The sequence below is a fragment of the Nitrosomonas sp. HPC101 genome (genome assembly GCF_009833125.1).
Taxonomy (GTDB): Bacteria; Pseudomonadota; Gammaproteobacteria; order Burkholderiales; family Nitrosomonadaceae; genus Nitrosomonas.
The window spans coordinates 95,710-111,232 of record NZ_QRCC01000002.1 but is presented as its reverse complement, the minus strand read 5'-3'; the positions used below and the strand labels follow the sequence as shown (position 1 = coordinate 111,232).

Genomic DNA, 15,523 nt, shown 5'->3' with positions numbered 1-15,523 from the left:
CGATTGAAATTGATGGGTACCAAGACCTATTGCCCGCTTTGCCAAGTAAAAAATGGCGGATTTAATCCCTTGCCAGATTTTTATAAACTTAATGCTGAACAATATGGATTTATCCATTTTGGTAATGGCGAGATGACAGCACATGAAACCTATTCATGTTCCAAATGTGGAGCATCAGATCGCGAGCGTTTATATGCTTATTGGCTGGAATATTTTTATAAATCTGAAGATAAGTGCGCAAATAAAGCAATTCATTTTGCACCAGAAGCGGGTTTGTCTGCTTTTCTACAAAAAACTGAACTGTTTGAAGAATACGAAACTGCTGATTTGATGATGGGTGGAGTTACCTATGAAACCGATCTCATGAATCTTCCTTTTACCGACGGAAGCTATGATTTTTTCATCTGTAGTCATGTGCTTGAGCATGTTTTTGATGATGATGCTGCTATTCGCGAGCTATTCAGGGTGACCAGGAAAGGAGGGCAAGGGATATTGATGGCACCAATAATTGTTGGGTTGTCTAAAACCATCGAAGATCCGTCTATTACAGATGAAGGAGAACGCTGGCGTTTGTTTGGACAAAATGACCACGTCCGCCTATATGCCCATGATGATTATGTTGCTCGCATTGGCGTATCTGGGTTTAAAGTTCACCAGTTTGATGAATCGTATTTTGGACAGTGGTTGTTTAAAAAGTTAGGGCTTAAATCCAGTAGCATTCTTTATGTGGTTTCCAAATAGTGATTCCTGTTACCCGCACAACCCTGCCTGATCTCGAAGATTACCTGACCTACCTGTGGCAAATCTGGAAGTCCGGCCAGCTGACCAATAATGGTGTGCTGTCCAGACAGCTACAAGCAGAAGTGATGGCATTTTTGGGTACCAATAATCTTGCACTGGTATCCAATGGCACACTCGCATTACAGCTAGCCATCAAAGCCTTGAGGCTCCAAGGTGAGATTATTACTACCCCCTATAGCTATGTGGCTACAACCAATACGATCTTATGGGAAGGCTGTACACCCGTATTTGTAGATGTCGATTCTGAATCATTTTGTATTAATCCTAACCTGATCGAAGCAGCAATTACAGAGAGGACGACGGGAATCCTGGCTACCCATGTTTATGGCTATCCTTGTGATGTTTCACGGATTCAGGAAATTGCTGATCGCTATAAATTAAAAGTGATTTACGATGCTGCCCATGCATTCGGCGTGCGTCTGCACGGCGAATCGCTGTTGAATCACGGTGATTGCAGCACCTTAAGTTTTCATGCAACCAAGCTTTTTCATACTGCCGAGGGTGGAGGTGTTGTTTGCCGGGACGAAGAGGTGGCAAAACGAGTTTTCCTCATGGGAAAATTTGGTCATATTGGAGAAGATGAATATCTCGATCTCGGTATCAATGCCAAAATATCCGAACTACATGCTGCCATGGGGTTGGTGGTGTTGCCTAAAGTGCCAGAAATTATTGCTGCACGGCGAGAATGTTCGGCGTGGTATGACGATTTGCTTGGCGGACTGGATCTGCAGCGCCCTAGAGTCATTGATGGCCTTGAATATAACTACGCCTACTATCCGGTTGTATTCCCATCACATGAAGCCATGATGAAGGTCCGTGCGGCGTTGCAGGCGCGTGACATCTTTCCGCGCCGTTATTTCTATCCTTCGCTCAATACATTGCCCTTTCTACCTGAACTTTTGCGTCGATCTTGTCCCGTTTCGGAATCTCTGGCGCATCGTGTGCTGGCGCTGCCGTTGTACCCTGCATTGGCTCGGCAGGATGTGGAAAGGATTGCAGTTTGTATCAGGAGAGTGGTGGTTGCATGAGTGTTTGAAATGAAGCTTGCCATCATGCAACCCTACTTTTTTCCCTATCTGGGATACTTTCAGCTCATTCACGCGGTGGATGCGTTCGTAGTGTATGACGATGTGAATTACATTAAGGGGGGCTGGGTTAACCGCAACTACATTCTTGCCAATGGCGACAGGCGACTCATTACCCTGCCACTACAGGATGCTAGTCCAAATAAACTCATCAATCAGGTCGAGGTCGGCAGCCAACACAAGATCCTGCAAAACTTACGCCATTGTTATGGCAAGGCGCCACACTTTAATGTCGTCTATCTCATTATCGAGGACATTCTTTCTCAGACAGAGAGAAATCTTGCTCGCTTCCTCGACTACCAGTTAAGACTTATCTGTGGCTATCTCAGCCTGAGCCCGCAATGGCATATCTCCTCTGCGCTGGACAAGGATAACGGATTGCGTGGGCAGGACAAAATTCTAACCATCTGCAAAGAATTGAGTGCTGCTCATTACATCAACATGTCCGGCGGCAAGGAACTTTACGACCGCAATACATTTGCACGTAATGGCCTGCAATTATCCTTTATTCAGCCACATTTGCTCAGTTACCGCCAGCTCAACAAGCCGTTCGTGCCAAACCTTTCCATCATTGATGTCATGATGTTCAATAGCCGAGAGCAATGCGCCAGATTGTTGGAGGGATACAATCTTGTCTGAGTTAAGAACCACAGCATTTCGCAGAAATGAATTGCTTGAAGAGCTACTTACGGAGTTGAATGCTGATTTATGGCCTTCAGAAGAGCGATTGATCGCTCAACAAGATATTGGGTTTTCATATCCACTTATTCTAGTGATGGGGCCTTTGCGCAGCGGCACCACCTTATTCATGCAGTGGCTTGCCAACACTGGCCTCGTCGCCTATCCAACTAACTTACTGTCACGTTTCTACCAAACCCCTATCATCGGAGCCAAGATACAGCTGTTGCTGACTGATCCGCGATACAACTTCCGCAATGAATTGGGTGAATTCATACAGCAGGTTGAGTACCATTCCGAGAACGGCAAGACTAGAGGGGTGTTGGCTCCAAACGAATTTTGGTATTTTTGGCGTCGTTTCCTGGCTGATCCTGCGCGCGACGTATGGATGGATGAAGAGTTGAAACAAAGCATGGATACGCGCACCATGCTCGCCGAGCTGTCGGGAATGATGCGGGTGTTCCAGAGGCCATTTGCAGCCAAGGGTATGCTGTTCAACTACAATATTCCTTTTCTTGATACCGTTCTTGACAAGGTATTGTTTATCCAGATCAAACGCGATATTGCCACCAATGTAGCTTCGGTACTAGAGGCTCGTAAACGTCAACTGGGTAGCGAGTCAGTCTGGTATTCATTCGAGATTCCCGAGTATGAATTACTCAAGAACCTTGATCCCATCGTTCAGACGGCGGGACAAGTATGTTCCATTAACAAGGCGATTGAATATGGACTTGTTAATGTAATGAAATCCAGAAAGCTGGTGATCAACTATGAAGATTTTTGTTCTGATCCTGAAAGCATTTTTCAACAGATCAAACAAAAGCTCAATCTGGGACAGGCTCATTCATATCAAGGTCCTGCGAGCTTTGATCTGTCTCGCAAGCCCGATCCATTTTTAGAGATAGCAGTCCATCGTGCGATTGAGCGTTTTATCTAGTGTTATTGTTATCTCACCCGCAACGACTTTTGAAAATCCAGTGGAATTATAAGAATGCCAAAGGTTTCCATCATTCTCACTTCCTTTAATCACGCGAAATACCTGCGTGAAGCTATTGACAGCGCACTTAATCAGACCTTCACCGATTTTGAGCTAATTATCTGGGATGACGCCTCTATTGATGAATCGTGGGGCATTATCCAGAGTTATAACGATTCACGCATCAAAACCTTTCGTAATGATGAGCAGAGGCGTGGTATTTATGGCATCAACAAGGCGATCTCAGAAATCGCGCAAGGTGAATACATCGCTATCCATCATTCCGATGATGTATGGTTACCCGAAAAACTTGAAAAGCAGATTACCTTTCTCGACACTCATCCTGATGTTGGAGCGGTTTTTACCAATGCACAAGCAATTGATGAAGAAGGAAATTCATTCCCAGACAAAAATCATTTTTATTACAAAATTTTCGATCAGCCAAACAGATCTCGTTATGAGTGGCTAAGATATTTCTTTGAAAAAGGTAATGCACTTTGCCATCCAAGCATCCTTATCCGCAAGCAATGTTATGATAATTGCGGGTTATATCGGTATGGCCTTGCCCAAATAGGTGATCTTGATATGTGGGTTAGGCTATGTCTTAAATACGAAATTTATGTTCTACCAGAAAAATTAGTAAGATTTCGTGTCCGTAATAACGAGGCCAATACCAGCGGGCAGAAGCCTGAAACAGAAATTCGGGGACAATATGAGTTCTACCATGTCCTGTCAAACTACAAGACGATTATAGATCGTCAAGAGTTGGTCAAAATTTTCCCGTATGCATCAAAATATGAATCTGATAAGTTGAGCCCGGAATACACCCTCGCTCGTGTTGCCCTGGAAGTAAAAAATTTTAGAGCTCATGAGGTTTTAGGGCTGAATATTATTTTCGATCTATTAAATATCGACTCTGCTGAGAAAATCTACAAAGATATGAGCTGTGAGTATATTGAACTGACAGGGCAACAAGATATTTATGGGCTTAACTCTATTCGAATGGCATCGCTCCAATGTAAAGAGCAGATTGATGCATTGACCGAGTGGGCGGCTAGTGCGGACACCTATGCTAAATCCAAGGTGGAAGAAGCAAGACAGCTTAAAGAGCAGATTGATGCATTGACCGAGTGGGCGACTAGTGCGGACATCTATGCCAAATCCAAGGAGGAAGAAGTGAGGCAGCTTGAGGGAGAAGTGGGATCCCTAAAAGATAAGCTTGAGTTGTACCAGCGGCACTGGATATTTAAAGTATTTCCTCAATCCAAACCGGGGGCCTAAATAGGGAGTCCTAGATGTTCGATAAACTACGCTAATTATTGCCCTAACAAGACACGTCTTTGTTTGCGTTGATAACAAGACCGTAAAATGCTAATTACTTTCTGGCCAGAAAACTCTTAATTGATATCGGTAATTAGCAAACCATGTGCTGATGTTGTGAATTACTTTGATAAGCTGACAATGATTGATATCGGGGTAGTCAGCGATCTGGGCTATGGAATATAAAGCATATTTTTCATGTTAGATATGGGAAAAGTATTTAGTTTGTTTACGAAACGATAGCTTAATTTTAAGTGAGGAGTAGTATGAAAATCGGTGTTTTTACGATCGCTTCAAAGAATTATCTCGCTTACGCTAGAACATTGATGGCATCGGTTAAAGAACATTTGCCAGAATACCGGCGCTATTTGTGTCTTGCTGATGAAGTGTCAGGTGAATTTGAGCCTTCGAAAGAAGTTTTTGAAGTCATTCAGGCAGATCAGATCGGAATTGATTCGTTTCAGGATATGACAATCCGTTATGACATCATGGAATTTAACACGGCAGTTAAACCTTTCATGATTGAATGGTTGTTCAACAATACTGACCTGGATGTCGTTATCTATCTGGATCCAGATATTCAGGTTTTCTCCAAATTTGATCGGCTTGAGGCGGTAATTGAAAGAGGGGCGTCTGTTGTCTTGATACCTCACATTACTCGACCAGTGGAAGATGGATTCAATCCCAATGACCACACCATGTTGCAGGCTGGTGTTTTCAATCTCGGTTTTATCGCGGTAAGGCGCTGTGAGGAAGCCAGGCAATTCATACGCTGGTGGGGGCGGCGCCTGAAAACGCAGTGTGCTTCAGATTTTTCTCGTAATTTGTTTACAGATCAACGCTGGTGTGACTTGGCGCCGTGTTTTCTCAACAATCTCCACGTATTCAAGGATCCAGGCTACAACATCGCATACTGGAACTTGATGCAGCGCAAAGTCGAGCGTACTGCAGAGGGAAAATGGCTGGTAGACAGCCAGCCACTGGTTTTTTTTCATTTTAGCGGGGTTAGCGCCGACAATAGAGAACTGGTTTCAAAACACCAGAATCGTTTCAACTGGAATGACATTGAGTTACTACAACCACTTTTCAAGGCATACTTGGATAATCTCCATCTGGCAGGGTGGAAAGCCTGTAAAAACTGGGATTATGCGTACTCTGTAATAAAACCTTCTCTCAAAATAGCCACGGTGATGCGGCAGTTTTACCGGGAAAAACATCCGGAAACGGTTTTTTATGAAAAAGATGATATTTCAGGTTATTTAATAAATCTTTGCAACCAGCCTTCATCTATCAATGCATATGGTGATGAGACTATCATCACTGAACTCATGATGTATATCTATCAAATTCGCCCTGATTTGCGGACGGCGTTTAGTCTCGCCACTCAAGAAGGAAGACGTGGTTTTGCTCATTGGTTTGAAATCTCGGCAGTGCGAGATTACGGTTTGCCTCAGCAAGTAGTGAGGCAACTCTTATCATCTGAAAAGGAAGAGCCCCCTGGACCTAAAAAAAAAATTATCAGAGCGATCTTGTCGCTGATGCACCTATTCAGGAAGCAGGCGGTGCAGATCGGGGAGTACCTTCCTGAAGCCATGTGCAATAAATTAAAGTATGTATGGCGCAAGTTTGAGCTGACACTTTTTCGAAATTTATAACGAGCAAAATTATGGGGCTTGAAATTTTACATTCTTCAGCTGAAATTCCACAATTGCTGGTAGAAGATTCAATCACGCAGCTGATGTATTTAATTTGGTGCAGCAGGAAAGATCTACAGCTTGCATTCGACCTGAGTTCGGTTGATGGTCAGCGCGCATTTTGTCAGTGGTATATGAATTCTGCATTTCGTGAATATGGACTTTCACCAAGCAGAAAAGAACCAACTGGTAGTGAGGGGGGAGAGCCAATAAAAATAAACTTCCCCTATACCATTATGGTCTGGATGCAAGGTGTGCTGGTGAAGCTGGCTTCGATTTTGCCTATCTCATTCAGGGAGAAAGGAAAGGTTGCATGGATTTATCTTCTCACTTGGGGATTGAAAAATGGCTATGAAGCAAATGTTAATGTCATAAAAAAACCCGTATCTGCTTCTACTATTGGTTTGCAAATCGGAGAACCTGGTGCAAATTTGATTGGGTATGCTTTTTCTGAACTTGGGATGGGGGAGCATGTTCGCATGTCGGCCGCTTCTATGGCAACAACTGATATTAATTTTGGTGTCATCAATTTTGATGTTGGCGTTTCCTCTCGACAGAAAGCCGAGCTCAGACACGGCACTTTAGAAACTACCAATCGATATAAGGCCAACATATTTCATATCAATGCCGACCAGATGTTGAGAGTTTATACAACACTTGGCGAAGATTTTTTTACTGATCGTTTCAATATTTCCTATCCATTTTGGGAACTTGCATTATTTCCAAAGGAATGGACGCCTTTTTTAAAAATGATGGATGAAGTTTGGGCACCTACAGAATTTATCCAGGAGGCCCTATCCAACGCCTTGGGCAAGGAAGCGGTTTATATGCCGGTTGGTGTTCAGTTGCCTTCGGTGAAAAACATTGACCGAGACCACTTTGGCATCCCTCATGATAAATATGTTTTTCTTATGACTTTTGATTTTTTCTCTTATATCCATCGAAAAAATCCATGGGCGGTAGTGCGTGCTTTTATCTTGGCCTTTCCAAATAAGAATGAAAACGCTGGATTGGTTATCAAAGTGATGAACGCCAATACCAGTGATGAGGGATGGAAAGAACTCATGGAGATTGCAGCATGCGACAAGCGTATCGTGATCATCAACAAAGTGATGCAGACAGAAGAGCTGTTAAGCTTGAAATTGGCATGCGATTGCTATGTTTCACTACATCGGGCAGAAGGGTTGGGCCGTGGACCGATGGAAGCGATGCTTTTGGGTAAGCCAACGATTGTTACCAACTATTCAGGTAGTACAGACTATGCTCAGAAGACTAACTCCTGCCTTGTTGATTATTCATTGGTTCCAGTGCAAGAGGGACAATACGTTCATTGGTCTGATCAGGTATGGGCTGACCCCGATATTGAACATGCCGCATGGCACATGAGAAGGCTTGCAAACGATGCGACATTGTCTTCTGATCTTGGCAAGGAAGCACAGCAATTCATAGCGAATAATTTTAGTCCGAGTCGTTGCGGTGAAATTTATAAGCAACGACTTCGCAAGCTTGGACTGATCTGATCTTGAATTACAAAATGAAACGTATAATCGTCGTTGGTGCAACTGGCTACATTGGCCAATACATATTTAATAAAGCCAAAATCTATGCTCTGGCTATTGGGACATCAACAACCGGAAAGAACAAAACGCTCCAACTCGATCTGGGGTATTCATCTAGTTTTGATTGGTCTTTCGTTTCTCCTGGCGATACAATTTTACTGGCCGCTGCGATCTCAGCTCCAGATGTCTGTGCGCGTGAGTATGACCGAGCATGGGCTGTCAATGTCACGGGTACTTCTGCATTTATCTCTGGTGCGATTGATCGCGGTGCCCGTGTGATCTTCTTCTCAAGCGACGCCGTCTATGGTGAGCGAGAAGATGAGTTTGATGAACGTGCTGCATGCAATCCGATTGGCGAATATGCCGTAATGAAGCGCGAGGTCGAGCAACGCTTTGCTGGAAACGCTTTGTTTAAAGTAATTCGCCTCTCTTATGTGTTCTCACGTGAAGACAAGTTTACCCGTTACCTTGCCGGATGTGCCCAGCGAAACGAGCAGGCTGATCTGTTTCATCCATTCTCCCGCGCCATTGTCCATCGTGATGATGTGGTGGCTGGGGCATTGGCACTGGCCGAACATTGGGATGATTTTCCTGAACAGATCATCAACTTTGGTGGCCCACAGATTCTTTCTCGGGTGGATTTTGCAGAATGCCTTCGCGAGGCTCATTTTCATGATTTGCGGTTCAAGATAACTGAGCCTGATGCAGATTTTTTTAAAAACCGACCCTGCATTATCGCAATGACATCAACAGTCTTTGCCAGACTGCTCGGACGGCCGCCGCACAGCCTCTGTGAGGCAGTTCAATCAGAGTTTGCATTGCCATCAAAGTAACTAACAAAAGAGCTTTATGACCAAGAAAATACTGATTACCGGAATTACCGGGCAGGTTGGCTCGCAACTTGCCGATTACATATTGGAGAACACACTCTATGACGTAATTGGTCTGATGCGCTGGCAGGAGCCGATGGATAACCTTTATCATCTGACTAACCGGATCAACCGCAAAGATCGGGTCAGTCTGTTTTATGCGGATCTCAATGATTATTCCGCGATTGCCAGGATGATCAGAGAAGTCCGGCCCGAATATATATCCCATCTGGCTGCTCAATCGTATCCGAAGACCTCATTCAATATTCCAATTGAAACATTGCAGACAAACATTATTGGTACAGCCAATCTCCTTGAAAATATTCGACAACTGAAAGAAGTCGATGGCTATAACCCTGTAGTACATGTTTGCTCTTCAAGTGAAGTATATGGCCGGGCAAAGCCAGGGGTTGCGTTATCGGAGGAGACTCAGTTTCATGGTGCCAGTCCGTATAGTATCAGCAAGATCGGTACAGATTATCTCGGGCAGTTTTATGGAGAGGCTTATAAAATTCGTACGTTTATTACCAGGATGGGTACGCATTCCGGGCCCAGGCGTAGTGATGTTTTTTTCGAGAGTACTGTCGCCAAGCAAATCGCTCTGATTGAAGCCGGGCATCAGGAACCAGTTATTCGTGTTGGGAACTTATCAAGTACGCGCACCTTTCAGGATGCGCGTGACGCGGTGAGAGCGTATTTTTTGCTGCTGGAGGCAAGCGAGCAGGGCAAGATTCCTTGTGGAGAATATTTCAATATTGCTGGAGAGGAAGCATTCAAACTCCCGGAAGTGATTGAACTCCTGCTTGAGATGAGTACACGACGCGATATCCGGGTTATCACTGACCAAGAGCGGCTTCGTCCCATTGATGCTGATTATCAGATGTTCGATAACACGAAAATTCGATCAACAATCAACTGGAAGCCGGAGATTCCGGCTCGCCAGATGTTTGCAGATTTGTTGAATCATTGGCGGGAAGAAATTTCGAAAGGAAAAATTCCCTTGAATCGGTAAGCACTTCAGTACGCTTTTACCCTGCTCCTCACAGAATAATCCAGGTAATGACAATAATCAGAAGTCGGGCGCCACTACGCCTCGGGCTGGCGGGTGGCGGTAGTGATGTGTCGCCGTACTGTGATGTTCATGGCGGTTATGTCCTTAATGCCACGATCGATCGCTATGCCTATGCTGTAATCAAGAGATTGGATGAAAATATTGTTCGTCTGATTGCAACGGATCAGCAGATGGAAATTTGCAGAGGTTTTATATTTCCACTGCCTTTGAACGGAAAACTGGATCTGCACAAGGCAGTCTATAACTACTTCATTCTGAATTACAATAATGGGATACCAATCTCCCTTGAACTGAGTACATTTTGTGATGCACCACCTGGGTCAGGTCTGGGCTCTTCTTCAACTCTAGTCGTTGCAATGATACGGGCCTTTGTTGAGCTGCTGAATTTACCCTTCGGTGATTATGATGTGGCTCGTATTGCCTTTCAGATAGAGCGTATTGAGTGTGGTTTGCAAGGCGGCAGGCAAGATCAGTACTCGGCAACATTTGGTGGTTTCAACTTTATGGAATTTTATGCAGATGATCGTGCCATCGTGAATCCGTTACGCATCAAAAATTGGATTATCTGTGAACTGGAGGCTTCGCTGGTATTGTATTTCACCGGTATTTCGCGGGAATCAGCGAAGATTATTGCAGACCAAAGTAACAATGTTAATTCAGGTGTCACCGGTGCTCTGGAAGCCATGCATGGCATTAAACGCGAAGCTTTATTAATGAAAGAATGCCTGTTGCGTGGTGACTTTGGTGGTCTCATTGAATCAATGCGTATGGGGTGGGAAAGTAAGAAACGTTCAGCCAGAACAGTTTCCAGTCCTCATATTGATGCAATTTATGACGCAGCGATTCAGGCCGGTGCGCTGGCAGGCAAGATTTCAGGAGCGGGTGGTGGCGGTTTTATGTTGTTTTTTGTACCTACAGAAAAACGGATGGATGTGATTCGCACTCTGAATAATTTCGGCGGGCAGGTAAGCAACTGCCATTTCACCAAAAATGGTACACAAGCCTGGAAGGTTAAATGAGAAGCTACATTTATTCCCAGATTCAGGAAACCCAGCAGACCGTATCAGTTATGTTGGCGGATGAGGGGTTACTGTCCCGTGTTGAAGCAGCAGCCCAAGCTTGTATCGGCTGTATGCAAGCGGGTAATAAAATCCTGTTGGCAGGTAATGGTGGCAGTGCTGCTGATGCGCAGCATATCGCTGGAGAGTTTGTCAGCCGTTTTGCTTTTGATCGGCCGGGTCTGCCGGCAATTGCGCTGACTACAGATACATCGATTTTGACTGCTATCGGTAACGATTATGGTTATGAAAATCTGTTTGCACGGCAGGTGCAGGCGCATGCGCAAAAAGGCGATGTATTCATTGCCTACTCTACTTCGGGCAAATCTTCCAACGTTTTGGCGGCATTGGAGGTAGCCCGGCAGAAAGAAGTCATTTGTATCGGTATGGCGGGTAACCGGGGCGGCCCGATGAAAAATTTATGTGACTATTATTTAGACGTTCCGTCGGCAGATACGCCGAAGATTCAGGAAGGTCACGCCGTACTGGGCCATATCCTCTGTGGTCTGGTGGAGCGTACACTGTTCAAGGCTCCTGCTTGATGGAAGGCATCATTCTGGCCGGAGGGTTGGGCACGCGCTTACGCACGATCGTAGCTGATGTACCCAAGCCTATGGCGCCGATTGCGGGTCGTCCATTTCTGGAAATTCTGCTTAATGTGCTGGCACGTAAAGGTTTCAAGCGGATCATCCTCTCGGTGGGGTTCATGGCAGAGAAGGTCAGTAGCTATTTTGGATCGCTTCATGCAGGTATGGATTTGATTTATGTGATAGAAGATCAACCGCTTGGCACAGGCGGCGGGGTACGTCTGTCGCTTGAACAGGCGATTTCTGATCACGTATTCGTATTCAATGGAGATACATTTCTGGATCTGGAAATCGATCGTGTGGAACAGCAATGGCAAGCTAGGCAGCGCCCTATCATTGTCGGACGGGCAGTGTCGGATACGTCGCGTTATGGTCGTTTACTTGCAAGCGATGGCGTGGTGCAGGGGTTTGCCGGAAAAGATATTGCAGGACCAGGCTTGATCAATGCCGGGTGTTATGTACTCAAGCGTCAGCAGCTGGACGGTTTTCCTGCCGACCAACCGTTCTCACTGGAGTCTGACTTTCTCACACCGACCGTGGCACGTGAAGAATTTGATATATTCGTTACAGCAGGAAAGTTCATCGATATAGGAGTGCCAGAGGATTTTCTGCGTGCACAGACTGAACTAGCCGGATTTTGATCTGTGGCCAATGCAGCACTATTCCTGGATCGTGATGGAGTGATTAATATCGACCACGGGTATGTTTATCAGCCACAGGATTTTGAATTCGTGCCGGATATATTTGATCTGGTTCGTACAGCACGTGATGTAGGCTACAAGGTAATCGTCATTACTAATCAGGCTGGGATTGGTCGGGGTTACTATACCGAGGCACAGTTTCACGCGCTTACACAATGGATGCGACAGCGCTTTGAAGATCAAAGTGCAAGCATCGATGCCGTTTATTTTTGTCCCTTCCACCCCAAGCATGGCGTGGGTCATTACCGGCAAGAGAGTGAGTTTCGCAAGCCTAATCCGGGTATGTTCTTTCAAGCAGCACGTGAGCATGAGCTGGATCTGAGCCGGTGTGTGCTTGTTGGTGACAAGGCCAGTGATATTGAAGCAGCCGCCGCTGCTGGTATCCCTGTGCGTTTTTTATTTCGTTCTACAGATCCTTGTCATGCAGCTATTTCCATATCGGGATTGGTAGAAGTGGAACAATTTCTTTTGAAAAATTTACTCGAACCTGGTGAGCAGTGATACCAGTATTGCGGAAACTGTGTCTGTGCCATCAATGACCAGGCTGGGGTGTTCTGGTGATTCATAAGGGCTGCTAATCCCTGTCATATTCGGTAGCTCTCCGCTTCTTGCCTTTTTGTATAGCCCTTTTGGATCGCGTTGCTCGCATATTTCCAGTGGGGTGTCGATATAAACCTCGACAAAGTTTTCTTTCCCGATAAGTTGTCGGGCCATTTCGCGTTCCGCTCTAAACGGGCTGATAAAAGCGGTGATCACGATCAGGCCGGCATCCATCATCAGTTTTGCTACTTCTGCAACACGGCGGATATTTTCTACCCGGTCGGCATTGGTAAAACCAAGGTCTTTGTTTAATCCGTGGCGCACATTGTCGCCATCCAGGATATAGGTCCGCTTGCCTTGTGAGTGCAGCTGCTTTTCCAGTGCATTGGCAATGGTGGATTTCCCGGAGCCGGACAGTCCGGTGAGCCAGATAACCTTGCCTTTGTGACCATTTAAGCGTTCACGATCTTCGCGACAAATGCTGAGGGCCTGCCGGTGCACATTTTGTGCTCGGCGCAGATTATGCATAATCAATCCCGTGGCTATCGTGGCGTGGCTGTATTGATCCACCAGCACAAAACTACCCAGTACGGGCAGCGTGGTATAGGTATCGAATGCTACCGGATGGTTCAGCGCCAGATTGCATGCCGCAATATCATTTTGTTTTAGCTGTTGGCATGCTTCGTGGATACCAGTATTTACGTCAAGGCGATATTTAATGGTAGTAATGGATGCGTCGACTTGCTGATTAGACAGGATTAGCCGGTAGTTTCGACCGACTAATCCTGGTTCAGCGTGCGTCCAGATCACTACGGCAGTAAATTGATCCGTTGTTTCCAGAGGTGAGTGCGCGGCTGAAATAACATCATTGCACGAAATTTTCACCTCTTTATCCAGTATCAGAGTGACAACTTCATTCGTATGCGCTTCAAATACATCTTTGTTTAAAGTGCGAATGTCTTTTACCCGCGCAGTTTCCCCGGAAGCAGCAATACGTACCGTGTCACCTATAGTAATTTGACCATTAGCGATCATTCCGTTGCAACGATCAGAGTGGATGTTCGCTGGATTATTTTTTTGCGCCAGAAATATGAAGCGGTTGTCAGTTATTTTTGCTGTTTCTATGGTTGCCAGATAGCCAATCAGTGAGAAGCCGTCGTACCAGGAGGTATGGATGGAGGGATTGAGAACGTTATTCCCCTGAAGCGACGCCATGGGTATGATTGCGGTACTTGCAAAATCCAGGTGACTGCACAGATCGTGAAAGTCCTGTTCGATACTGCGAAAGATGTGAGGATCAAAATCCATCAGATCCATCTTGTTGACGCCGAGAATGAGATGGCGAATTTTGAAGGACGATGCCAGATAAGCGTACCATTTGGCCTGGGTTTGTATTCCGCAGGTGGCGTCGATCAGAATGATTGCGACGTTTGCCTTGAAGAGTGCAGCATGTATTTCGCGGTTGTTTCTCTCGGGTGCTGTTGCAATGGTGATCGAGAATTCACGTCCTGTCGTTGAAGCAATGGACCAGGTTTCACTATCGACGGCGCTGGATTTGTGTTCGAAGTTGAAATTGTTGTCTTGTGTTTGTTGGTGGCTTGCTGCTTTGGAGAGATTATTCAACAGGAAGTCGAATAAGGTACGCTTGCCGCTATTTTTATCTCCGCAAATGAGAACGTGCAGCCTGTCAGATTGGGTGGATGCTATTGGCGGTTCGGTTGTTAGAGTCTCTTCCTGATGCATTATTTGTTGGCAGGCTGATGTGGTTGGTTACGAAATATAATTTCATTATGCAAAAAATTGATCTTACTGCCTTGCTGACAGAATTGTTGCCGATTGTTCAGGCGGCGGGTGACGCTATCATGGCAGTATACCGGGCTGGGGAGATTGATTTTCAGCAGAAGGTTGATCAAAGTCCGGTTACTCGAGCTGATCTGGCGGCGCATGATGTGTTGGTGCAACGCTTGAAGTTACTGATAGCGGGTTGCCCGATCGTATCGGAGGAAGATGAGACATCCCATCCGTATCGGGATGGTAAAAATCGTTTTTGGTTGATTGATCCACTTGATGGCACTCGGGAATTTATTAGCCACAATGGCGAATTTACCGTGAACGTCGCTTTGATTGAAGAAGGCCGTAGTGTACTCGGCGCTGTATACGCGCCTGCTATGGATTGTATGTATTGGGGTGGCCCAGGTTTGGGAGCATTTAGAAGAACGGAATCAGATACCTGGACGATTTGCGTGAGTTCGGGAGAGCCTGAAGATATTTGCCGTGTGGTAGCGAGCAGAAGCCATCTCGATGCTGGGACGCAGACGTTTATAGATCGCCTGGGAGAAGTGCTATTGTTACAGGTTGGCAGTTCCTTGAAATTTTGTCGCGTGGCAGAAGGCATGGCGGATATTTATCCGCGTCTTGCACCAACCAGCGAATGGGATACCGCAGCTGCTCAGGCTATTCTGGAGGGAGCGGGTGGCAAGGTGATCGACCTGGATGGGCGAGCATTGCGTTACGGCAAACCAGGCGTACTGAATCCGGCGTTCATTGCCGTGCGCGATGTTGCATTGATTCCTGTTTAATTGG

At 45.7% G+C, this 15,523-nt stretch carries 15 protein-coding genes; 14 read left to right on the top strand and 1 reads right to left on the bottom strand.

The window, feature by feature from the left end; all coding sequences use genetic code 11:
• Positions 1–12 precede the first annotated feature (12 nt).
• The 13 genes from ABO04_RS02350 to ABO04_RS02290 all read left to right on the top strand — a co-directional run bounded on the left by ABO04_RS02350 (position 13) and on the right by ABO04_RS02290 (position 12,901).
• Complete coding sequence (locus tag ABO04_RS02350) at positions 13–741, top strand: class I SAM-dependent methyltransferase (RefSeq protein ID WP_160809020.1); 729 nt, start codon at positions 13–15, stop codon at positions 739–741.
• Positions 741–1,829 (top strand): DegT/DnrJ/EryC1/StrS family aminotransferase, encoded by a 1,089-nt coding sequence (locus tag ABO04_RS02345; protein WP_160809019.1) that lies wholly within the window; start codon positions 741–743, stop codon positions 1,827–1,829. The genes ABO04_RS02350 and ABO04_RS02345 overlap by 1 nt, the downstream gene beginning before the upstream one ends.
• A gap of 9 nt (positions 1,830–1,838) precedes the next feature.
• Positions 1,839–2,525, top strand: coding sequence for a WbqC family protein (locus tag ABO04_RS02340; protein ID WP_160809018.1), 687 nt, complete (start codon positions 1,839–1,841; stop codon positions 2,523–2,525).
• Entirely contained in the window at positions 2,518–3,501 is a 984-nt protein-coding gene (locus ABO04_RS02335; protein WP_205012732.1) for a sulfotransferase, read from the top strand. The genes ABO04_RS02340 and ABO04_RS02335 overlap by 8 nt, the downstream gene beginning before the upstream one ends.
• A gap of 54 nt (positions 3,502–3,555) precedes the next feature.
• A complete protein-coding gene (locus ABO04_RS02330; protein ID WP_160809017.1) occupies positions 3,556–4,821 on the top strand; it encodes a glycosyltransferase in 1,266 nt (421 codons plus the stop codon).
• A gap of 305 nt (positions 4,822–5,126) precedes the next feature.
• Positions 5,127–6,515, top strand: coding sequence for a hypothetical protein (locus ABO04_RS02325; RefSeq protein ID WP_160809016.1), 1,389 nt, complete (start codon positions 5,127–5,129; stop codon positions 6,513–6,515).
• A gap of 11 nt (positions 6,516–6,526) precedes the next feature.
• Positions 6,527–8,074 carry a glycosyltransferase family 4 protein gene (locus tag ABO04_RS02320; RefSeq protein WP_160809015.1) on the top strand — a complete coding sequence of 516 codons (1,548 nt, stop codon included), beginning with the start codon at positions 6,527–6,529 and terminating at the stop codon, positions 8,072–8,074.
• Between the two features lie 14 nt (positions 8,075–8,088).
• The gene (locus ABO04_RS02315) at positions 8,089–8,946 is read left to right on the top strand and encodes a sugar nucleotide-binding protein (RefSeq protein WP_160809014.1); all 858 of its coding nucleotides are present in this window, start codon (positions 8,089–8,091) and stop codon (positions 8,944–8,946) included.
• A gap of 16 nt (positions 8,947–8,962) precedes the next feature.
• Complete coding sequence (locus tag ABO04_RS02310; protein ID WP_160809013.1) at positions 8,963–9,994, top strand: GDP-mannose 4,6-dehydratase; 1,032 nt, start codon at positions 8,963–8,965, stop codon at positions 9,992–9,994.
• 47 nt (positions 9,995–10,041) lie between these two features.
• The gene (locus ABO04_RS02305; protein WP_160809012.1) at positions 10,042–11,073 is read left to right on the top strand and encodes a dehydrogenase; all 1,032 of its coding nucleotides are present in this window, start codon (positions 10,042–10,044) and stop codon (positions 11,071–11,073) included.
• Positions 11,070–11,654 carry a D-sedoheptulose 7-phosphate isomerase gene (locus ABO04_RS02300; protein WP_160809011.1) on the top strand — a complete coding sequence of 195 codons (585 nt, stop codon included), beginning with the start codon at positions 11,070–11,072 and terminating at the stop codon, positions 11,652–11,654. The genes ABO04_RS02305 and ABO04_RS02300 overlap by 4 nt, the downstream gene beginning before the upstream one ends.
• Positions 11,654–12,340, top strand: coding sequence for a nucleotidyltransferase family protein (locus tag ABO04_RS02295; RefSeq protein WP_205012731.1), 687 nt, complete (start codon positions 11,654–11,656; stop codon positions 12,338–12,340). The genes ABO04_RS02300 and ABO04_RS02295 overlap by 1 nt, the downstream gene beginning before the upstream one ends.
• Positions 12,341–12,343: 3 nt before the next feature.
• Positions 12,344–12,901 carry an HAD family hydrolase gene (locus tag ABO04_RS02290; protein ID WP_160809009.1) on the top strand — a complete coding sequence of 186 codons (558 nt, stop codon included), beginning with the start codon at positions 12,344–12,346 and terminating at the stop codon, positions 12,899–12,901.
• Here ABO04_RS02290 and cysC read toward each other — a convergent pair.
• Positions 12,878–14,683, bottom strand: a complete 1,806-nt coding sequence (gene cysC, locus ABO04_RS02285; protein WP_240141378.1) for an adenylyl-sulfate kinase — start codon at positions 14,681–14,683, stop codon at positions 12,878–12,880. The two genes, ABO04_RS02290 and cysC, sit on opposite strands and share 24 nt — an antisense overlap.
• Positions 14,684–14,730: 47 nt before the next feature.
• On the opposite strand from cysC, the gene cysQ reads away from it, so the two are divergent.
• Entirely contained in the window at positions 14,731–15,519 is a 789-nt protein-coding gene (cysQ, locus tag ABO04_RS02280) for a 3'(2'),5'-bisphosphate nucleotidase CysQ (protein WP_240141377.1), read from the top strand.
• Positions 15,520–15,523: the final 4 nt, after the last annotated feature.